The organism is Halalkalibacter krulwichiae (assembly GCF_002109385.1).
Lineage (GTDB): Bacteria > Bacillota > Bacilli > Bacillales > Bacillaceae_D > Halalkalibacter > Halalkalibacter krulwichiae.
In genome coordinates, this window is sequence record NZ_CP020814.1 from 2574870 (window position 1) to 2596507 (window position 21638).

General features: G+C 37.2%; 15 protein-coding genes and 2 pseudogenes. 2 read left to right on the forward strand and 15 right to left on the reverse strand.

Going from position 1 to position 21638, the window contains the following annotated elements; all coding sequences use genetic code 11:
* The first annotated feature begins 601 nt into the window (after positions 1 to 601).
* On the forward strand, positions 602 to 1090 hold the full coding sequence (locus tag BkAM31D_RS13025) for an Ltp family lipoprotein (RefSeq protein WP_066149968.1): 489 nt from the start codon (positions 602 to 604) through the stop codon (positions 1088 to 1090).
* Positions 1091 to 1523: 433 nt separating this feature from the next.
* On the opposite strand, the gene glnA is transcribed toward BkAM31D_RS13025, so the two are convergent.
* From glnA to BkAM31D_RS13050, 5 genes and pseudogenes are all read right to left on the reverse strand, one after another.
* Entirely contained in the window at positions 1524 to 2873 is a 1350-nt protein-coding gene (gene glnA / locus BkAM31D_RS13030) for a type I glutamate--ammonia ligase (protein WP_066149971.1), read from the reverse strand.
* Positions 2874 to 3138: 265 nt separating this feature from the next.
* A complete protein-coding gene (locus BkAM31D_RS13035; protein WP_066149976.1) occupies positions 3139 to 4392 on the reverse strand; it encodes a methionine gamma-lyase family protein in 1254 nt (417 codons plus the stop codon).
* A 10-nt stretch (positions 4393 to 4402) separates the two neighbouring features.
* Complete coding sequence (gene hflX / locus BkAM31D_RS13040) at positions 4403 to 5677, reverse strand: GTPase HflX (protein ID WP_066149979.1); 1275 nt, start codon at positions 5675 to 5677, stop codon at positions 4403 to 4405.
* Between the two features lie 126 nt (positions 5678 to 5803).
* Positions 5804 to 6756, reverse strand: a pseudogene (gene spoVK / locus BkAM31D_RS13045) (stage V sporulation protein K).
* A 301-nt stretch (positions 6757 to 7057) separates the two neighbouring features.
* Complete coding sequence (locus tag BkAM31D_RS13050) at positions 7058 to 7285, reverse strand: hypothetical protein (protein WP_066149986.1); 228 nt, start codon at positions 7283 to 7285, stop codon at positions 7058 to 7060.
* A 256-nt stretch (positions 7286 to 7541) separates the two neighbouring features.
* Between BkAM31D_RS13050 and BkAM31D_RS13055 the strand changes: the two genes are divergently transcribed.
* Complete coding sequence (locus tag BkAM31D_RS13055) at positions 7542 to 8570, forward strand: tyrosine-type recombinase/integrase (RefSeq protein WP_066149989.1); 1029 nt, start codon at positions 7542 to 7544, stop codon at positions 8568 to 8570.
* Positions 8571 to 8584: 14 nt separating this feature from the next.
* On the opposite strand, the gene hfq is transcribed toward BkAM31D_RS13055, so the two are convergent.
* From hfq to BkAM31D_RS13105, 10 genes and pseudogenes are all read right to left on the reverse strand, one after another.
* Entirely contained in the window at positions 8585 to 8818 is a 234-nt protein-coding gene (gene hfq, locus BkAM31D_RS13060; RefSeq protein ID WP_066149992.1) for an RNA chaperone Hfq, read from the reverse strand.
* Positions 8819 to 8848: 30 nt separating this feature from the next.
* Complete coding sequence (gene miaA, locus BkAM31D_RS13065) at positions 8849 to 9790, reverse strand: tRNA (adenosine(37)-N6)-dimethylallyltransferase MiaA (protein ID WP_066149995.1); 942 nt, start codon at positions 9788 to 9790, stop codon at positions 8849 to 8851.
* A gap of 36 nt (positions 9791 to 9826) precedes the next feature.
* Positions 9827 to 10606, reverse strand: coding sequence for a class I SAM-dependent methyltransferase (locus BkAM31D_RS13070; protein ID WP_066149998.1), 780 nt, complete (start codon positions 10604 to 10606; stop codon positions 9827 to 9829).
* Between the two features lie 28 nt (positions 10607 to 10634).
* The gene (mutL, locus tag BkAM31D_RS13075; RefSeq protein WP_066150001.1) at positions 10635 to 12563 is read right to left on the reverse strand and encodes a DNA mismatch repair endonuclease MutL; all 1929 of its coding nucleotides are present in this window, start codon (positions 12561 to 12563) and stop codon (positions 10635 to 10637) included.
* Positions 12564 to 12587: 24 nt separating this feature from the next.
* Positions 12588 to 15200 carry a DNA mismatch repair protein MutS gene (gene mutS, locus BkAM31D_RS13080; protein WP_066150004.1) on the reverse strand — a complete coding sequence of 871 codons (2613 nt, stop codon included), beginning with the start codon at positions 15198 to 15200 and terminating at the stop codon, positions 12588 to 12590.
* 169 nt (positions 15201 to 15369) lie between these two features.
* Entirely contained in the window at positions 15370 to 15933 is a 564-nt protein-coding gene (locus BkAM31D_RS13085; RefSeq protein ID WP_066150007.1) for an outer spore coat protein CotE, read from the reverse strand.
* A gap of 424 nt (positions 15934 to 16357) precedes the next feature.
* Positions 16358 to 16783 (reverse strand): YlbF/YmcA family competence regulator, encoded by a 426-nt coding sequence (locus tag BkAM31D_RS13090; RefSeq protein ID WP_066150009.1) that lies wholly within the window; start codon positions 16781 to 16783, stop codon positions 16358 to 16360.
* Positions 16780 to 18405, reverse strand: a complete 1626-nt coding sequence (gene miaB / locus BkAM31D_RS13095; RefSeq protein WP_066150011.1) for a tRNA (N6-isopentenyl adenosine(37)-C2)-methylthiotransferase MiaB — start codon at positions 18403 to 18405, stop codon at positions 16780 to 16782. Before miaB ends, BkAM31D_RS13090 begins: the two co-directional genes overlap by 4 nt.
* Before the next feature lie 211 nt (positions 18406 to 18616).
* The gene (locus BkAM31D_RS13100) at positions 18617 to 19483 is read right to left on the reverse strand and encodes a 2-oxoacid:ferredoxin oxidoreductase subunit beta (RefSeq protein WP_066150014.1); all 867 of its coding nucleotides are present in this window, start codon (positions 19481 to 19483) and stop codon (positions 18617 to 18619) included.
* Positions 19484 to 21242: pseudogene (locus tag BkAM31D_RS13105) on the reverse strand (2-oxoacid:acceptor oxidoreductase subunit alpha). It abuts the gene before it with no gap.
* Positions 21243 to 21638: the final 396 nt, after the last annotated feature.

Genomic DNA, 21638 nt, shown 5'->3' on the forward strand with positions numbered 1-21638 from the left:
TGTTTCTTCCTATTATATAGTGTCACATGTTAATAAAAACCTGCTAAAAACAATATGAATGAAATGAGTTCTTCATATCGTATCAAGGTTTCTATTTGTGTGGGTTTATTCGAACGTCTCTCTACGGAGAGGAGTTTAATATTTCCATACATTCTAATACTTCTTAGCTGTGTACTCTTTCCGCTACCGGTTGTTCCACTTATGAACAATGAGGATTCTTTATTAAATCAAATGTGATATATACATTATTTAAGTTTTTTCCACAAATAATAGAAATGTATAACCTTTCACGAGCAGTTTAATCTCTTCATATTTCCAAGGGAGTTTGCAGGGAGAAGATCGATATAAATAATTAAAGTAAATTGTTTGTTGTTCAACTCAAGCATCTTCCCAAATTGTTACTGGAACAACCATTGTTTATTAGTTACTTCTTTTAGATCTAATCCAATCGGAAAGAGTTTATCATACGATTGGTTCTTAGAAGGAGTTTCATTTATAATATCAACCAAAAAAGTAAAACTTTTCCAATCCTTTTTTCAGAAGTTTAATTACTATATCATAGTAATGTTGAAATTGATTTGAAATAAAGGGGGCAATTATATTGAAAAAAGTATTTAAGTTTGGTTGTTTAGGAATTGTAGTTTTGTTTGTATTACTTATTATCGGTATCCTTGCAAGTGGCGATGACACAACAACAGATACTGAAACAAATCCTGTAACAGAGGAAGCTGAAGTAAGTGAAGAAGCAACTGAACCTACGGAAGAGCCTGCTGAAGAAGATGATGTTCCGAGGGAATATAGATCCGCTTTAACAAAAGCAGAACAATACGCTAAGACTATGCATATGTCAAAGGCAGGTATTTACGATCAATTAGTATCAGAATATGGGGAAAACTTTTCTGAAGATGCTGCCCAATACGCTATTGATAATATTGATTTTGATTGGAAAGAAAACGCACTGAAAAAAGCAAAAAGTTATGCCGAGACTATGTCCATGTCGGATGCAGCAATTTATGACCAATTAATTTCGGAATACGGAGAGAAATTCACTCCAGAAGAAGCACAATACGCTATTGACAATCTAGAATAATTTTAAAAAGAGTAAAGCCCTCAAAGGAGTCCTTTACTCTTTTTAAAATTATTCACTTCAAGCTTCCTACCTGTTTAATTGCATTTAATACTTAAGGCCTTGCTATTTCAATAATCATAAGGTTATGCTGCTACATCCTCTGGCTAACATTTCTTAAAACACGTTGGGAAGACGTTTGAACCCCTTTTACAACTGGATTAACTACTTTTTTTTATGACTTCTTCTTTCACTTCTACTTTATTCCCTTTAAGTGATGCTCTCACTTTGTTCATATCAATTCCAGGGTACGCTAGTTGAAGATTATATGGCTAAGCTAAACCAATCATTTTTTATGGTGTTTCGTGGGTGGTCACAAACAAGCAACACATTAATTACTCTAATCACCCACATTAGAAAAACCCTCAACACCAGTAGTGTCAAGGGTTCTCTTTTCTTAATAATTTTGCATGTACTGGTCGCGTTCCCACGGATGTACTTGCGTTCTAAACATATCCCACTCAATCTCTTTTGCTTCAACGAAATTCTCTACCGCGTGCTCTCCAAGAGCTTTGACCATAACGTCATCTTGAACAAGTTTATCAACTGCTTCTTTTAAAGTAGCTGGAAGATCGTTAATTCCTTCTTCAATACGCTCTTCTTTGCTCATGACATAAATATTACGATCTGTAGCTGGCGGTGGTGTTAATTTCTTTTTGATTCCATCTAATCCAGCAGCTAGCATAACAGCCATAGCTAAATATGGGTTAGCAGCAGGGTCAGGACTACGAACTTCAACACGCGTACTTACGCCTCTAGATGAAGGAATACGAATCAACGGACTGCGGTTACGCATCGACCAAGCAACATAAACTGGTGCTTCATAACCTGGTACAAGACGCTTATAAGAGTTAACAATCGGATTGGTAATTGCCGTGAAAGCTTCAGCATGCTTTAAAATTCCCGCTAAAAACTCCATAGCTGTTTCACTTAATTGAGAGTCAGTACCTTCATCATAAAAAGCATTTCCCTCTTTTGTAAATAAGGACATATTACAATGCATACCTGATCCGTTCACACCGAATAGCGGTTTTGGCATAAATGTTGCGTGCAAGCCGTGCTTACGTGCAATTGTTTTTACAACAAGCTTAAACGTTTGAATATTGTCACATGCCGTAATAGCATCTGCATATTTGAAATCGATTTCGTGCTGACCAGGAGCTACTTCATGGTGAGAAGCTTCGATATCAAAGCCCATATCTTCTAACTCAAGTACAATATCACGACGGCAGTTTTCCCCTAAATCTGTAGGAGCTAGATCAAAATAACCACCTTTATCGTTAAGCTCTAATGTTGGCTCTCCATTCTCATCATTCTTAAATAAGAAGAATTCAGGTTCTGGTCCAATATTGAAAGAAGTATAACCCATTTTTTCAGCTTCCTTTAAAACTCGTTTCAATATTCCACGAGGATCACCTGCAAATGGTGTTGGCTCTTCTCCTGGCTTTCCAGGCAGATAAACATCACAAATCAAGCGAGCTACTTTGCCTTTTTCCGGAGTCCAAGGGAAAATAACCCATGTATTTAAATCTGGATATAAGTACATATCAGATTCTTCAATTCGAACGAATCCTTCAATTGATGACCCATCAAACATCATTTTGTTATCTAAAGCTTTCGTCAATTGGTCAACTGGTATTTCAACATTTTTAATTGTTCCTAACAAATCAGAAAACTGTAGACGTATGAAACGAACATTAGCTTCTTTTGCATTATTAAGAATATCTTCCCTAGTAAATTTTGCCATACTATGTATTCCCCTTTCTAAATTGAAAGAATATTAGAAAAACAAGTGATTGCTTGTTCACTTCTTTACATTACCTTTTTCACTAATAATTAAACGATAATCTAGTAAGCTTTTATGTATTCAAAATGAGTGAGTTCAAAGCTTTCAGAAAATGAACTATCTTCATGTTACTAGAAGCAAAGTACCGTGTCAACCGCTGTCAAATTACCTCACAAACAGCAGAAGAAAACAGACTAATTCATTATTTTACTCGTTAAAAAATCTATCAATTTACTTGATAAATTGAATCAAGTGCTTGAATAACAGCAATTTTCACATGCTCATATGTTAGTCCACCTTGAACATATGCAACATATGGAGGTCGAATCGGACCGTCCGCAGTTAATTCAATGCTAGCTCCTTGAATAAAAGTACCTGCCGCCATAATAACAGGGTCTTCGTACCCAGGCATTGGGCTTGGTTGTGGGGAGACATGAGCATTAACTGGTGATGCAGCTTGAATCGCCTGACAAAATGCAATCATTTTTTCTGCTGTCGGAAAATGGACAGATTGAATGAGGTCCGTTCTTCGTTCGCTCCAGGTAGGTTTTGTCTTCATTCCAGCTTTCTCAAGCATAGCAGCTGTAAACACAGCTCCTTTTAGAGCTTGTGAGACTACATGAGGCGCCAAGAAAAAACCTTGATACATTTCAAGCAAACTATATAAGCTTGCGCCACCTTCCGCTCCAATCCCCGGAGCCGCTAAACGATAAGAAGCGAGTTCAATTAAGTCTCTTCTTCCAACTAAATAACCACCCGTTTTCACAATGCCGCCACCAGGGTTCTTAATCAGTGAACCTGCCATTAAGTCAGCACCTACTTCACACGGTTCTCTCTTTTCAACAAATTCACCGTAGCAATTATCTACAAATACAATAACATCTTTTTTAATCGAACGAACAAACTCTATCATTTCCTCAATTTGTCCAACAGTAAAAGAAGGGCGATCACCATACCCTTTTGAACGTTGTATTCCAATCACTTTTGTACGGTCATTTATTTTATTTCCGATAGTCTCCTGATCAATCCAGCCACTCTCTAATAACGGTACCGCTTCATACCCAATTTGAAATTCCTTTAAAGAGCCGTTTCCATTTCCACGAATCCCTACAATCTCCTCCAATGTATCATAAGGCTTGCCTGTAATGTATAATAGTTCATCTCCAGGCCTTAACACTCCAAATAATGCAGTTGCAATCGCATGAGTTCCTGATATAATCTGAGGGCGAACAAGTGAAGCCTCTCCCCCAAACACTTCAGCATAAATGATTTCAAGTGTATCTCGGCCAATATCGTCATAACCATAGCCTGTAGAAGGGGTGAAGTGAAAGTCGGATACTTGGTGTTTGCGAAAAGCTTCCATTACTTTTGCTTGATTGAAAAAGGCAGTCTCCTCAATTTCCTGATGATGTTCTCTAATTTGTATTTCCGTTTCACTTAGTAAGTTTAGTAATTCATTTTTATTCTTTAGTTTCAACATTTTCTTCCCTCTACTTTCGTTCTACAATCGAGCGGATTCGTAATTCATGTCCTAATGCTGTATTAGACAATACAAATCCTTTTATATCATAGTGTTCTATTTCTTCATCCCACTCTTGTTTTTTTATAACCGTCATTTCTCGACATTTTGACAGAAGACGCCCTTCATCGGCTCTTAAACGCACATGATATTCTGTCATTTGCTCCATTAACTTTTCCTCGATTGCTTCTTTTAAGCTAAGTAAATCTTCTTGATCAAAGGCACTTATTTCAATTGAATCTTCTTGGTGATTTGGAAAGAAGTCCGGATCCTTCTGCTCAATCTTATTGTACACGATTAATTGAGGTATGCTTTCAGCGTCTAATTCGCTAATTAATTTCTTCACGGTTTTTTCATGTTGAATGTAGTCAGGGTTTGAGCTATCAACTACATGTAAAAGCATATTTGCCCCTTGTAGCTCCTCTAACGTCGATCGGAATGCAGCAACAAGAGTTGTTGGTAGATCTTGAATGAAACCTACTGTATCCGAGAGGAGAACTTTCATTCCACTTGGCAAATTAAATTGTCTAGTAGTTGGATCAAGTGTCGCGAATAATTGATTTTCTTCCAATGTTTCCACTTCCGCTAACCGATTTAGGATCGTTGACTTACCAGCATTTGTGTACCCAACAATCGCGACTTGAAATGTTTCATTTTGTTTACGACGTTCCCGGTAACGCTCACGATGGCCGACAACTGCTTCAAGCTGATGCTTGATTTCATCCATTCTTCGACGAATATGGCGACGGTCTGACTCAAGTTGCGTTTCTCCAGGACCCTTCGAACCAATTCCCCCTCCTTGTCTAGAAAGTGCCAATCCTTGCCCAGCAAGACGAGGTAGTAAATATGACAGCTGTGCAAGTTCAACTTGAAGCTTCCCTTCTCTTGATCTCGCCCTTTGAGCAAAAATATCAAGAATTAGTTGCGTTCGATCGACAACGGTTGTTTTGGTTCTTGTATGGACATTCCGAATTTGACTAGGTGAAAGTTCATCATTAAAAACAATTGTATCGACATGTTTTTCGTCGAGCATAACTAACAACTCTTCTATTTTTCCTCTGCCGATATATGTAGAAGGTTCAACTTTCTGCCGTTTTTGAGTTAATGTACCTACAACTACTCCTTTTGCTGTTTCAACAAGGCTTTTTAATTCATCCATTGATCGTTCAAAGGAAAGGTCATCTTGCTCAAGTTGACAACCAATTAAAACAACATTTTCTGTTTCACGATGATTTATTTCTTGCAAAAACCATCACGTCCTTTCATGAATTCTTATCTTTACTATTTGTTCTAGCTAACATTTCAATACGCATCATACCACGAACAAGGCAAAAAAAGAAAAGCTGAACGTAAGCGATCAGCTTTTCTATAGTTAATTTAACTTAACATGAGAAGAATTAAAATTAAAATCTTCTCTTTTGATCATTAAAAGTGATGCCTTATCAAATTGATTCTCTTTTAATAAGCGTACAGCCTGCATGCGTATTGCTTCTTCTATGATGTTTCTTATATATCGACCATTACTGAACGTTCTTTCTTGTTCTTGTCTAATACGTTTTAAATGTTCTTTTATATGATATTCTCCTTCTTTCGTAAGTTCATATTCCCTTTCATTTAACATTCGCCGAACCATTTCCATTAATTGATCTGTTGTATAATTTGGGAAGTCAATTGCAATCGGAAAACGCGAAGGTAAGCCAGGATTTAATGATAAGAAATATTCCATTTCTTTTGAGTATCCAGCTAATATTAGTACGAAATCATGTTGATTATCTTCCATCGCTTTCACTAACGTATCAATTGCTTCCTTACCAAAATCTTTTTCTCCTCCTCTAGCTAGTGAATACGCTTCATCTATAAATAATACCCCCCGTTAGCTTTTTTTAACACTTCTCTCGTCTTTTGAGCAGTATGACCAATGTATTCCCCAACTAGGTCCGCGCGTTCCACTTCCATAAAATGACCTTTCGAAAGCACTCCCATCTCATGTAAAAAGCCTGCAATGATTCGTGCAACTGTTGTTTTTCCGGTCCCTGGGTTTCCTTTAAAGATCATATGCAGTACTTGTTTGCTAGCTTTTAACCCTTGCTGTTGCCGCTCCTGATTCACATACAACCATGCATATATTTCATTTACGAGCCGTTTAACTTCTTCAAGGCCAACGTATTCTTCTAATTTCCGTTCAAACTTCGCAAGAACTTCATGCTCTTCCTTCTCTTGTTCTGTTGTAAACAATGAATTATTGTGACTGTGGCTTGTAATCGGCTTGTGATTTAAAACGACATTAATTCGTCCTCTTTTTTTGGAATTAACCGGGTTACTCATGATGTACACCCCTTTGCTGTCCCATTTAACACGATATGAATTCCTTTTTATTACTATACGCAAAATGGGCGAACATGTGACAAACACCCATTCTAAAGATAACGTTTTTTGATTATATGTACCATCTTACGCTTGATAAAAAGAATTCATGCTTCCTTATAGACGAAGTCAACATCTTATCATGATATATTGATTCGGGCCTGTTGCTATCACTTTAATAGCCTTGAGAGAATTATTTATCTCTCAAGGCTATTTGCTGATGTTATTATATTTTCCCCCGAACTATAAGACAACACCATCCTCAATGATCTTCTGATAAATATTGAAAAATGTACATTAGAAAAGATTTGAGAAAGAAACAAAGTGAAAGCTGCAGTTTACTCATTTTAACTAACCACGCATATTCAAATCGTTTAAGAATATCTAAAAATCCATAAACAAAAACGCTATTTGGAATGCTTGTGTCAAAAAACCTCCACCAATTGCGTTTTTCAGCTAAGATTCCTTCAGCAAATAAAAATAAACTCATAAATAAGACACCTGGCCAATATCGTTTCACTGTTCTCTTCCCAACAAAAGGGAATGTCAACCACGGTACAATCATGATCTCTGGAATAAAAATCCATTTATTCTACAAAATCAAATCAGCCCTTTTTTTTCTTACATTCCCCCTGTTGGAAGAAAAGTAATCTATAGGAATCCAATTAGAAATGATTAAATTACCATATTCAAAGCAGGAATTCACACATTAAAGTCAAATAAAGTAGGAACAAGGAGGGCTTAAGATGAACAACTTGTTTCCTTCATTTATTGAATATTACATTGCGGAGCTAAGACAAAGAGGCAGAAAACCCTCAACAATTAAACGATATTTATATGACCTTAATGATTTTTCATTTTGGTTACACAAAAAAAGAGCAACAACTGATTCCATCGACTGGAAAACGATTACAAAAGAAGAACTAGAACTTTTTTTTAGTGAGTTAGTAGAAAAAAGAAACTATCATATTCGGACAGTGAGGCGTATTCATAGTGTGCTAAGACAATTGCATCGTTATCAAAAATCACATCACCAAACGGAACTAGCGCCAATTGAGCTGATTGATCCTCCAGAATTAGTAGCCGAAACGTTAGAACCATCAGATTGGATTACCAAAAAGGAAGAACAACAATTATTAAAAACAATGCGGTCGACTGACAGTTTATCGGATCAACAAATAGAAACATTCCCATTTTACAAAGAAAGAAACGAATTTATCGTTCGATTGTTCCTACACTATGGCCTTAGTCTTCATGAAGTCCACGAACTTTCAATGAATAACCTTAAATTTGAACGAAATGAACTTCTGATTTTTGATACCATAGAAACTCGCACCATAAAGCTTAAGGAAGAAGATAAGCAACTTGCTTATACTTATTTCAAGACAATTCCTGAACCTGTACGTCCACGCTATTATAGCAATGATCCTTTTATTGTAGCATTTGATTTTAAACGCAAAACATTTCATTGGTCTTATGACAATGACGAACCAAAAAGAATGTCAATGATCGCAATTCAAAAAATGGTACGAACCGAAGTAAAACGTGCAAGCTTACGAAAAGGAATTAGTGCTCAAACTCTTAGAAACACTTTTATTCTCTCCACACTTATTCGCAAAAATCAAATAGAAAATTTAATTGCAACAATTGGTTACACTACTCCCCTTTCACTTAATCGTTACTTACAAACGGTCGAATCTTTTTCGCAAGAGCAAATCAATGAACTCATTCTAGCGAGAGAACAGTTAACTTACAAAAAAGAAAAAGCGCTCTAATAGAGCGCTTATCTTTATTCACTGTCATCAGATTTTAACTGAACGTTGCGTTGAGGTGCGAAAGTTGAAATAGCGTGCTTATAAACAAGTTGTTGTTTTCCTTCCGTCTCCAAAATGACCGTAAAATTATCAAACCCTTTAATCAAACCACGAATTTGAAAACCATTTGTTAGAAACACCGTTACTGAGATGTTATCTTTACGTAATTGATTTAAAAACTGATCTTGAATATTAATAGGTTGTTTCATCGGGGTGTCCTCCTCTAATTGACTCTCTCTTTATTTCGAGATAAATGGGAATTTTCCTTCTATAAATAAACAAATTTCCTGAAAACTTTCTTCTCTTAGTCCATTAGTAACATCAAACCAAGTTGCGTTTGTCTTGTTACGAAACCATGTTAACTGCCTTTTAGCATATCTTCTTGAATTTTTCTTTAACGTTTCAATTGCATCCTCAAGAGAGTATCGTCCTTCAAAATAGTCGTAGATTTCCTTATAACCAATTGCTTGAACAGACTGACAATCTCGAATTCCTTTGTCATATATAGACCTAACTTCTTCGATCAGTCCTTGTTCCACCATTAAATCCACTCTCATGTTTATTCGTTCATAAAGTTTTGTTCTATCCATCGTTAAGCCAATTATCGCAACATCATATTTGGATTCTCCCTGTTCTTCTATTTGCTGAGATGAAAAGGGCTTTCCAGTTGCTCTCGTCACTTCTAGCGCACGAATAACTCGACGAACATTATTAGGATGGATCAACTGAGCAGCTTTGGGATCTTCTCTTTCTAACATCTTATGTAATTCATCTTTACCAATAGTAAAAGCTAGCTGTTCAAGCTCTTGCCTATAATCTTCGTCTGTAGGCTTAGAGTCAAATTCATAACCTTTAATGATTGAATTCACATACAGCCCTGTTCCACCAACAATAAGCGGAAGCTTCTCTTTTTGATTAATCGCTGTAATTAAAGGCGTACAACGTTCCTTAAAATCAGCAACTGAGAAGGCCTCATTTGGTTCCAAAATGTCAATTAAATGATGTACGACTCCATTCATCTCATCCGGCGTGACCTTAGCTGTTCCTATATCCATTCCTTTATACACTTGCATCGAGTCACCACTAATGACCTCACCTTGATACTTTTTAGCAAGCTTAACACCTAATGCCGTTTTCCCTACCGCCGTTGGACCTGCAATTACAATTAACTTCTCTTTCATCATCTTCTCCCTATTTCCATAAATTCAAACATTTATTCAGGTCTTTTTATCAAGCCATCCATAATGAAAAGAAGCATGTTGCCTCTTAATCACTTCAAAGCCGAACCGTTTAAAACGTTTACTCAAGTAATGATCTTTTAACACGATGCGCTCTTTAGCAACTCGAAGAGCTTCCTTTATTACATGTTCATCAAGATCATCATGACAGGCGAATTGCTTCAAACCTTGAATGCCGCTCGAATCTGAAATATGTGTGTCAAACATCGGATCGAAATAGACTATATCAAAGCTATTACTAGGTTGAGATGCTAAATATGAAAAATGATCTTCATGGATCACTTCAATTCGTTTCATAGCATCTAACATCTCTTTCTGACCTTCTTGCCATGTTTGAAGACCGTGACGGACAAGATTAGCAAGGGCTTGATTGGCTTCAATTCCACGAACAAGCCCTTGTTCTCCCACAGCTAATTGTGCAACGAGACTGTCTGACCCTAGCCCTAGTGTACAGTCTAGAAACGACATCCCTCGTTGCAATTGAGCTGTTTGAACTAATGGATCATAACCTGTCTTTAGAAATTGTTTTACTCGAAACATTGCTGAATTAGGATGGTAAAAGAACGGTTCGCCACCATTAACAGAATGTAAGGTAACCTTATCCCTTCCAACTACTAAAACATCTTCATTATATTCATTTATTAAATCTTGAACAGAGCGATCGTTACGATTAACTAATTGGCCACTTAATACTCGGTTCCAATCCTTAGCTTTCTCCACTAAGACATCTGCATTTTTTCTAACGGTTGTCACAATCATATTCTTCTACCTCAATCATTATAATGCCTTACATAATTCGTTTAAACATTTTCTCAAGTGCATAGGTTGAAAAATGAACAAGGATCGGTCGCCCATGTGGGCAAGTAAATGGATCACTGCTCTTGCGCAATGATTCCAACAAAGCAAACATCTCATCTTGTCGTAAATGACGGTTTGCTTTTATTGCTGCTTTACAAGACATAAGAATGGCTGCTTCTTCTCGCAATTTTGCTATATCAACATTGCGGTATTCCAGCAAGTACTCAATGATCTCTCGAATGGTTTCTTCTTCATGGCCTTTTGGCAGCCACGTGGGATGAGCTCTAACAATATACGCTTGCGTGCCAAAAAGCTCTAGGAACACACCAACGTCATTTAATTTGTCAATATGCTCATTGATAATGGCCACTTCTTGAGAAGTAAACTCAAACGTAATCGGTAATAGAAGTTCTTGAACCTTTGGATCAACTTCAGCTACTTTATCACGAAAATATTCATACTTAATACGTTCCTGAGCCGCATGCTGATCGATTAAATACATTCCTGTCTCATTTTGAGCAATTATATACGTACCATGCATTTGACCAACAGGGTACAATGCTGGAATTCGCTCTACTTCTGATTCAACTTTTATTCCTTGATTGGAACTTACTTCTTGATCAAGTTCAACCTGTTTTTCTACTTGAGGTTGAGCTTCACTTTCGAACTGTGGAAAGCTCGATTGCGTTGTTGAGTGACTTTGTTCCGATTGTTGCTTTTTACCGTTATTGACTTCATCTTTATATACATACTCGATGTTTAGCTCTTTTTCAAAAGGTTGACGTTCCATTTGGTCAATTGATTCTTCCTTTACTTGACCCTCACTCGTATCGGTCGCCCTTTCATTCATATGGTCAAAATCCAATGAAACTTGCTCACTTTTATACCCTTGAAACTCCGTTCTCTTATTCGTATCGGCAGATGGAATTAGGGTTTGTTTTGCAAAAACTTCTTTAATAGATTTTGTTATTAATTGACCAAGTTCTTCTTCCTTACTAAGTCTTACCTCTAATTTCGAAGGGTGTACATTGACATCTATCAGTTTCGGATCCATTTTGATAGATAGAACTGCTAGTGGGTACCGTCCAATTGGCAACAGCGTGTGATAGCCATCTTGGATTGCTCTTGCCAATGCATAATTTCGAATATACCGTCCGTTAACGAATATCGACATGTATTGCCTTGAAGCCCTAGTTAACTCAGGTATAGCCACATATCCACTAATCTCATAATCAAGCGATTTCCCTGAGATTGAGACCGTTTTTTTTGCTGCATTTCTCCCATAAATAGAGGCAATCACTTGCCTGATATCGCCATTACCAGATGTGCGTAACACTTCTTTTCCATGATGATATAATTCAAACGCGACTTCAGGATACGCCATCGCAAGTCGATTAATCATATCACTTACATTCCCCGCTTCGGTATGAACCGTTTTTAAATACTTTAATCTCGCAGGTGTATTGTAAAATAAGTTTGTAACAATGACCTCTGTTCCTTTTCTAGCAGTAGCAGCTTTCTTGCTTATAATTAGGCCGCCTTCTATTTCAATTTCAGTCCCAGGACCGTTTCCAGTACTAGTTTTTAATTTAACATTTGAAACTGAGGCAATACTCGGTAATGCCTCGCCACGAAATCCAAGCGTTGCAATTTGAAAAAGATCTCGATCAGTTCGGATTTTACTTGTTGCATGACGAAAAAAAGCCGTTTCTACATCCTCTTCTGCTATTCCATCTCCATTGTCAACAATCCGAATCGAAGACAATCCACCTTCTTCCATTTCAATTACGATGTGCGTACTATTTGCATCTAATGAATTTTCTACTAGTTCTTTTACAATAGAAGCAGGACGTTCGACGACTTCTCCTGCTGCGATTTTATTAGATAACGCATCATCCAATTTAATAATTTTTGCCATCGAATCCCTCCTTCGTTACAGCGATCATTCCTTTAGTGAACGCTGTAATTCATTAATAAATTGTAGTGCTTCAATCGGCGTCATATTTAATACATCTTTTTTTATCAGTTTCTTGATGACTTTTTCTTCTTGTTTTGCAATAGTTGTATGAACAGTAGATTCCTTGACCGTTGCCGTTGGCTCATGCTCTTCGAAAAAAAGCGAAAGTTGCTGAGGCTTTACGTCTTCTGTCACACTTGATGAGATCGTGACAGCCGTCGGCGTACTCTGTTCAAATTCTGTTAATAACTCCTCTGCTCTTTTCGTTACCTCTGTTGGGAGCTCAGCAAGTTCAGCAACATAAATACCGTAACTTCTGTCGGCTTGTCCATCAACAACTTTATGCAAAAAAACAACACTGCCATTTTCTTCGACTGCAGAAACATGAACATTCTTTAAATCTACTAGGGTTTCATCTAGTTGAGTTAGTTCATGATAATGGGTTGAAAATAAGGTCTTTGCACGTACAGTATCATGAATATATTCGATAATCGCTTGAGCCAATGCCATCCCGTCATAGGTTGATGTTCCGCGCCCAATTTCATCAAGCAAAATTAAGCTTTTCTCAGTTGCTTTCGTTAGGGCATAACGCGTTTCAAGCATTTCAACCATAAATGTACTTTGTCCACTAGCTAGATCATCTGCGGCGCCGATTCTCGTAAACACTTGATCAAAGATTGGTAGTTTTGCAACTGTAGCAGGTACATAACAACCTATTTGAGCCATTACAGCTAATAAAGCAAGTTGACGCATATACGTACTTTTACCAGCCATATTTGGACCTGTTATCAACAACATCTCTCTACCAGTATGCATATGAACATCATTAGCAACATATTGTCCTTTCTCAATTACCGTTTCGACAACAGGATGTCGCCCATCAACAATCTCAATCTTTCGATCATCTGAAAATAGAGGTCTAACATAGTGTCTTTTCTCACTCACTGTTGCAAAACCAGCTAAAACGTCTATCTCACTTATCGCATGTGCTAATGTTTGAATATGTTCCAAATATTGTTTTGCTTCCTCTCGTACAATCACAAATAAATCATACTCGAGGCTCTCCATCTTTTCTTCAGCATTTAAAATTAACGCTTCTTTCTCTTTTAATTCAGGAGTTATGAAGCGTTCTGCATTCGATAACGTTTGTTTACGTTCGTAACGTCCTTCAGGTAGTAGGTGAAGATTCGCTCTTGTCACTTCAATATAGTAGCCAAAGACTTTATTAAAACCAACTTTTAGCGATTTAACTCCCGTTTCCAACTTTTCTCTTTGTTCCAATTCAGCAATCCATTTTTTCCCATTCAAACTTGCATCACGATAGGAATCAAGTTCTTCATGATAACCAGGACGAATCATTCCTCCATCCGTTACCGAAATAGGTGGGTCATCAACTAAACTTTGCTCTAATAAATCAATTAATTGTTCTATTTGATCCTCATTTTTAAACCAACGCTCGACATACTGTGGAGCGATTTTCTCTATAAAGGATTTTAATAGTGGTACTTTTTGTAATGAACGCTTTAATTGAACAAGCTCTCTTGCATTTACACTTCCATACGCAATTCTACCTGCTAACCGTTCTACATCATATACTTGTCTTAATTCATCTCTTAATTCTTCTCTTTCAAAATATGAATCAAGAAACGCAGTGACAAGCACTAAACGCTCTTCAATTGTTTTCTTATTAATTAACGGTCGTTCAATCCAATTCTTTACAAGCCTTCCACCCATAGCAGTAACTGTTTGATCGACAATCGAGAGTAACGAGCCTGCTTTTTTCTTATCTCTTAGTGATTCGGTCAACTCTAAGTTCCGCTTCGTATGAGTATCCATTTTCATAAACGAATCATTTTGATAGAACGTAACTTGCTGTAAGTGTCCTAATGAACGTTTCTGTGTTCGGATTAGATATTGTAGTAGTCTTGAAAAGCTTGTGATCAACTTCTCAGATTGTAAGTCAGCAACTAAATGTTCATACTCTTTAACAAGCTCTGATTCTTCCTCATAAGAAAGAGTGACAGAGCATTTTTTCTCAATTTGTTTTATAAGAGGCTCTTTTATAGAGGAAGAGACAACCAGTTCCTTCGCACCTGAACTCGCAATATCCTGAATCACTTCTTCAATATCATCGATAATAAGTGTTACAGCACATTCTCCTGTTGTTAAGTCAGTTCGTGCCAATCCATAACAATCGTCTTCAAATACCGTTAAAGCAACTAAGTAGTTGTTTTCTTTTTCTTTAATGATGTTTCCATTCATCATCGTTCCAGGGGTTAGCAATTTTACAACTTCTCGCTTCACTACACCCTTTGCGTGCTTCGGATCTTCAACTTGTTCACAAAGAGCAATTTTATAGCCTTTTTCGATTAACCTTGTCATATACTGCTCAGCGGAATGATAGGGAACTCCGCACATTGGAATACGGTCTTCACCTTGACCACGTCCAGTTAATGTAATTTCTAATTCTTGAGCTGCTTTTACAGCATCGTCAAAAAACATCTCATAAAAGTCGCCGAGGCGAAAAAATAAAAAGGCATCCTGATGTTGGGCCTTTATTTCTAAGTATTGTTTCATCATTGGGGTATTCTGTGCCATTGTGATCCTCCACCGTACATATTCAATCAACTCTTATTATATCATAGCTTGTTTAATGATCGCATTAGGGATAAACTCCCTCCTATCGTTTAAGCTTTTCTCCTTAAGCTCACTGCCCTTGATCCAGTAAACAAAAAATAAGCAAGCCTCGAGTGGCTTGCTCATTCGCCTATTTATCAAATTCACTGTGCAAGAAATTTGGATCAAGACGTTCGTACTCTTCATCACTGACATCGTCCGAGTAATCTGACGCAGGAAAATCCTCTAACAATCCATCTGGATTACAAGCTACTGCCACTTTTGTTTCGCCAATGCATTCAACAAGAAATTCACGTTCTACTTGCACATCCACATTTGCTCCATTTTCAGAGATTGTTGCCTCAAGTGTGTTAGGCTGTTGAATTGCTCTTGCAATGACATCCATTTCATCTGAAAGAATGTTTGTGTCTTGCATGGAGAGTGGAATAGCATCTGAATAAGTAACGGTTTGCGTAGCTACGTCTGTTTTCGTATTTTTATTATACGAGAACCAGCAGTTAATGTCATAACTTCCTTGCACTACAACCGTGTCACCCTTCTTTTCGGCGCTGTACTTATGATTAATAATCCAGCAGCCTAGAATGCTTGACGGTCTGTGTGAAGGGCTAATCGTATGTGTTGCTTCAGAAAACTTACGACCTTTTCCACATACCGCTTTTGTAATAATTTCACGATAATTAAAGTTTTGAGACATGAAACAAAACCCTCCTCTTTCTCATATCATATCGAGTTGTCGGTCGCTCGTGTCGGCTTCTCGTGCCTAATTCGCTCCGCCAAATGCTTCACTGTCATCATATGCAGGGCGAATAACCAATGTGCGAAAAAAAGATAGAAGATGATAGCAAAGCGTTATCTGTAACACAATATGATGCAAACTCTTAGTTTAGTACATGAATCATAAAACTTCTGATAAAAGCGTCTATTTTTTTATTCAAGATACACTTGGTACTCTTCAGTACAGCAACGACCAGTACCTTTATACATAGTATGTTTGTCTGTCATGAAAATTCCTTAATCTCAAATCTTTCTAATTATCAAAGTTACTAGATCAAAAAAAGATCTGTTGTAGGAGCTGAAAATCTTTCAGCAAACAACAGATCTTTTCTATGTTTAAACTTTTAACAACCACCATCAAAATATGGATTCTTTGTCGTAGTTCCTTTTAATACATCTCCGCCCATAGAAGTAATAATTTCTTCTGTAACCGTTTTGGAGATTGTATTGGATACCATTTGCAAGAGCTCGTTTACTTCAATTTGGCTTGACTTAAACTCTTGAACAAGTGGAATCGAATCAACTTCATCATGAAGAGCATTGATTTTCGCTTCTACTTCTTTTAAAGCCTCACTTTTCCCATAATGCTGAAGATTGACCGCTTCTTTTTGCAGTTTTTTAATTTGTGCAATCAACTCTTGAACTTTTAAATGCTCATTGATTTGCTTTTCCGCTCTTTTAAAGAAATCGACTTCTTCTGTATCAGCTAACATTTTCGCTAATTCTTTTGCTTTTAATCGAATGTCATCTCTTGTATAAGTTACTGTCATAATCCTTTTACCTCCGCCATCTCTACCATTTCTCCAGTTAGTGACCACGTTTTTGCTTCTGTCACTTTTACGTACACAATCTCACCAATTACCGATTTAGGTGCTTTGAAGTTAACAAGACGATTTGTTCTTGTACGTCCAGCTAACACCTCTGGGTTTTTCTTACTCTCTCCTTCAACTAATACCTCAACCGTTCGATCTTGATAGTCAAGATTCTTCTTTGCTGAAATTTCATTTACAAGAGCATTTAAGCGTGCTAAACGTTCACGCTTTACTTCCATAGGAACATTGTCTTTCATTTTTGCTGCAGGTGTACCTTCACGTGGAGAATAAATATACGTAAACGCACTATCAAACTCAATCTCTCGAACAAGTGATAGCATTTCTTCAAATTGCTCTTCTGTTTCATTTGGGAACCCAACAATTAAATCCGTTGTAAAGGAAGCATTTGGAATCGCCATTTTGATTTTATGAGCAAGCTCTAAATAGGACTCACGTGTATATTTTCTTGCCATTAATTTAAGAATGTCATTGTTTCCATGTTGAACTGGTAAATGAATATGTTCAACTAGATTTCCGCCCTTTGAAAGCACGGAAATGAGATGATCATCGAAGTCTCTTGGGTGACTCGTCGTGAAACGTACGCGTGGAATATCAATCTTGTGGATTTCATCCATAAGGTCTCCAAGACCGTAGTTAAGATCTGTTAAATCTTTTCCATAAGCATTTACATTTTGACCGAGTAGCGTAATTTCTTTATACCCTTGTCTTGCTAAATCACGAACCTCAGCAATAATATCCTCAGGACGACGGCTACGTTCTTTACCGCGTGTGTAAGGCACGATACAGTACGTACAGAACTTATCACATCCGTACATAATATTTACCCATGCCTGCGTTTTTCCTTGACGTGCACGCGGCATATTTTCTACGATATCGCCTTCTTTAGACCAAACTTCTACAACCATCTCTTTACCAAATAATGCATTGCGAAGAAGTTCAGGCAAGCGATGGATATTATGAGTTCCAAAAATCAAATCTATATGCTGATGTTTTTGCATAATGCGGTTTACTACATTTTCTTCTTGGGACATACAGCCACATACACCTATGATAAGTTCAGGACGTTCTAGTTTTAAAGGTTTAAGATGACCAATTTCACCAAATACTTTATTCTCCGCATTTTCACGGATCGCACAAGTATTCAATAAGATTACATCGGCATCATTTGTTTCTTCTGTTGCTTCAAATCCCATCTCAAGTAGCAACCCTGCCATATTTTCCGAGTCATGTGTGTTCATCTGGCAACCATACGTTCTAATTAAGAACTTCTTGCCTGTCCCAATCCCTTTCATTTCTTCAGGAATTAAACTGTCCGGACGTAAAACTTGAATCTCTTCTTTTCCACGACGTTTCCCTTGTTTATAATCGGGTTGTTCATGAATGGCTATTTCACGGCCTTCGATCCGAATTACTTTTTTATTATCTTCTTCTGATATAACTTTTGCATTTGAAAAATCAAAGTACTTGCTATAATCTTTCTTTGATTTTTCTTCCTTTTGATTCTCAAGCTGAGAATCTGATGTATTCCCTAAACGTCCAAGACGTTGATCTTCATTCATCTTTAAAACTCCTTCCATCCAAATCATTCAACCAAAATATAATAAGCTCTATTTCTTCCGAGCGAATTTCAGTGAAGTTTCCTTCATACATTATACGTGGATCTTACAATAAACTCAATGAAACTTGTTTGTCGATCTTAGTAAGTTACACCAAAGCTGTTTGACACACATAAAAAATCGACGCTCTAGTAATGAGCATCGATTTTTTGTTTTACATAAATTCAGCCATAAGTTCATCAAACTTTGCTTCATCTATTTTCAAGTCATGGTGAGCAAGTGGTTTGTCAGAATAATTTTCAATTAACTGTTGATAAGAAGGCTGCTCTGTATTTTGATAAATTAACCCAGTGACAAGACCGTTATGCTCCATTAAAGTTTGCATAGCTTTCATTCGATTGTTAGGATCGTATTCTTCTACATCCTCTAGTTTCGTTATATTTTCTTTAAACCAATCGTACGTGTTCACTTTATTGAAAGTGACACATGGACTATACACATTAATAAGAGAGAATCCTTTATGATTTATTCCTTGCTCAATTAATGACGTTAGCTCCTTTAAGTCTTTAGAGAAGCTTTGCGCAACAAATGTAGCTCCAGCAGTAAGTGCCATTTCCATTACATTTAATGCAGATTCAATTGAACCACCTGGTGTACTTTTAGTTTTAAAGCCCATTTCAGAACGAGGTGATGTTTGTCCTTTTGTTAACCCGTAGATCTGGTTATCCATAACAATGTACGTGACATCAATGTTACGACGGATCGCATGAACTGTATGTCCCATACCAATCGCAAAACCATCACCGTCTCCACCAGATGCAATAACGGTTAAGTCACGATTTGCCATTTTTACCCCTTGAGCAATCGGCAATGCACGACCATGAACACCGTGAAGACCGTAAGAATTAATATAACCGGAAATCCGTCCTGAACAACCAATACCCGAGATCACAGCAAGATCATCCGGCTCAATGCCAACATTTGCTGCTGCACGCTGTATTGCAGCTTGAACAGAGAAATCACCGCAACCAGGACACCAGTTAGGTTTTACTTTATTACGAAAGTCTTTAAATGTTGCCATTTACACCAACTCCTTACTAGCTTCTACTTTTTTCTTGCAAATCTGATGCAACTCACCAGGTAAGAACGGATTTCCATCATATTTTAATACATGTTCAATTTGAACATCGCCTACATTCATCTTAATTATATTAGCTAATTGTGCAGTCGCATTATTTTCAACAACAATTACTTTTTTCGCTTTAGCAATTTGTTGCTTTAATGCATCTGCTGGGAAAGGATGCAATAAACGAATTTGAGCATGATTAACCTTAATACCATCAGCTTCTAGTCTTGGCATTGCCTCTTCAATTGTACCGCGCGTTGAGTTCACTCCAACAACCAAAATATCTGCTTCTTGGTGTTCTGCATGAACATGTAACGGATTCTTAAATGTATTAGGCAAATCAGCTAATTTCCGCAAACGCTTATCCATTTGAGCAATACGGTTTTCTGGACTCTCTGACGGTTTTCCAGTTTCATCATGCTCTACTCCAGTCACATGGTGAATGCCATTTTTCATTCCTGGAATTACACGGTTTGAAACACCAGAATCCGTTACTTCATAACGCTTATAATAAGTACCATCAATTCTCTCTGGCAATTCTTCACCAAGTTTAAGAGCGCCACGACGAATTTCAACTCGATTATAGTCTAACGGTTCTACTGTTTGCTTTCCTAACGATAGAGCTAAATCAGTTACTAGTATAACTGGACATTGGTACTCCTCAGCTAGATTAAAAGCCTCAACTGTATCATAAAAAGCTTCTTCAACCGTACTTGGTGTCATGACAATTTTTGGGATATCGCCATGCGTGCTATAGATCATAGCCATCAAGTCTGATTGTTCTTGCTTTGTCGGTAATCCTGTACTTGGTCCCCACGTTGCGTGTCAAAGATCACAAGGGGTTGCTCTGTCATTCCTGATAAACCAATGGCCTCTGCCATTAAAGATAAACCAGGACCTGCAGAAGCAGTAAATGCACGAACCCCAGCATAGTTTGCACCAATTGCCATTGTACAAGCAGCGATTTCATCCTCTGTTTGAATAACGGTGCCTCCAAATTCAGGAACTCTCTTAATCATATATTCCATAATTTCAGAAGCTGGCGTAATTGGGTAAGCCGCCATGAAACGGCTTCCTGCTGCAATAGCTCCCATTCCAATTGCATCATTTCCAATCATAAACATTCTTTTCTTACCATCTGCTGGTGCTAGTCTTAGCTCTGGTAGATCACCAGCTTCATTACGGAAATACTCTGCTCCAGCACGAATAGCTTCCATATTTTTCTCCACTACAGTGGCGCCTTTTTTCAAAAATAAGTCTTCAACAACATCTTGATAAGTTGATGGGTTAAGACCTAAAATGGCACTCGAAGCACCTACAGCAACCATGTTTTTCATAAGAGATGTACCAAGTTCTGTTGCAATTTCAGTAAATGGTACAACGAACAAACGAGCTTCATAACCTTCTGTAACAACAGGGTTAAATTTAGCATCAGCAATAATCACACCATCTTGACGAAGCTCATGAATATTTACATCAATTGTTTCTTGGTCAAATGCAACAAGTATATTTAAATCGTCTGATATCGAGTTTAACGGTTTCGTGCTAACTCGGATTTTATTATTCGTATGTCCACCCTTAATTCTAGATGAGAAATGACGATATCCGAATAGAAAATAACCTTGGCGATTTAATGCCGAAGCAAAAATCTCACCTGTGCTCTCAATTCCTTCCCCTTGCTGACCCCGACTTTCCATGATAATTGCTCTCTCACTCTCTTCACTCCTCATTTGTCTTTTAGACTATATAGCACGTAATTAAAATTATAGTTATTTTAGCACATTTCCGAGTAGACTACTAGAATTTATTTTAACTTTAATCTAATGTAGGAACTTAAACGTCATTATAATAGTCCCTCTCCTCTAAAAATGCAAGTTATTTTTCCTGTCGCTTCTTCTCTTCAGCCGACTTCTCTCGTTTTCTTAATTAATATTTCACCATTTTATACATTGAATATTTCTCCTTACATGTGACAAACTATCCAAAATAAAACCAGATTTATTTTCTCTCTTCGGCCTAACTATGACATTGACCTTTTAAAAAGAGATCTAGTCATTTGAACGGTCATAATGGTAATAAAACCTCTTTAATCAGACTCTTAAAAGATCAA

Coding starts and splice junctions, on each gene's coding strand:
- glnA (WP_066149971.1), bottom strand. CDS start 2,873: ATGGCAAAATTTACTAGGGAAGATATTCTTAATAATGCAAAAGAAGCT.
- BkAM31D_RS13035 (WP_066149976.1), bottom strand. CDS start 4,392: ATGTTGAAACTAAAGAATAAAAATGAATTACTAAACTTACTAAGTGAA.
- BkAM31D_RS13050 (WP_066149986.1), bottom strand. CDS start 7,285: ATGAGTTTATTTTTATTTGCTGAAGGAATCTTAGCTGAAAAACGCAAT.
- BkAM31D_RS13055 (WP_066149989.1), top strand. CDS start 7,542: ATGAACAACTTGTTTCCTTCATTTATTGAATATTACATTGCGGAGCTA.
- hfq (WP_066149992.1), bottom strand. CDS start 8,818: ATGAAACAACCTATTAATATTCAAGATCAGTTTTTAAATCAATTACGT.
- miaA (WP_066149995.1), bottom strand. CDS start 9,790: ATGAAAGAGAAGTTAATTGTAATTGCAGGTCCAACGGCGGTAGGGAAA.
- BkAM31D_RS13070 (WP_066149998.1), bottom strand. CDS start 10,606: ATGATTGTGACAACCGTTAGAAAAAATGCAGATGTCTTAGTGGAGAAA.
- mutL (WP_066150001.1), bottom strand. CDS start 12,563: ATGGCAAAAATTATTAAATTGGATGATGCGTTATCTAATAAAATCGCA.
- mutS (WP_066150004.1), bottom strand. CDS start 15,200: ATGGCACAGAATACCCCAATGATGAAACAATACTTAGAAATAAAGGCC.
- BkAM31D_RS13085 (WP_066150007.1), bottom strand. CDS start 15,933: ATGTCTCAAAACTTTAATTATCGTGAAATTATTACAAAAGCGGTATGT.
- BkAM31D_RS13090 (WP_066150009.1), bottom strand. CDS start 16,783: ATGACAGTAACTTATACAAGAGATGACATTCGATTAAAAGCAAAAGAA.
- miaB (WP_066150011.1), bottom strand. CDS start 18,405: ATGAATGAAGATCAACGTCTTGGACGTTTAGGGAATACATCAGATTCT.
- BkAM31D_RS13100 (WP_066150014.1), bottom strand. CDS start 19,483: ATGGCAACATTTAAAGACTTTCGTAATAAAGTAAAACCTAACTGGTGT.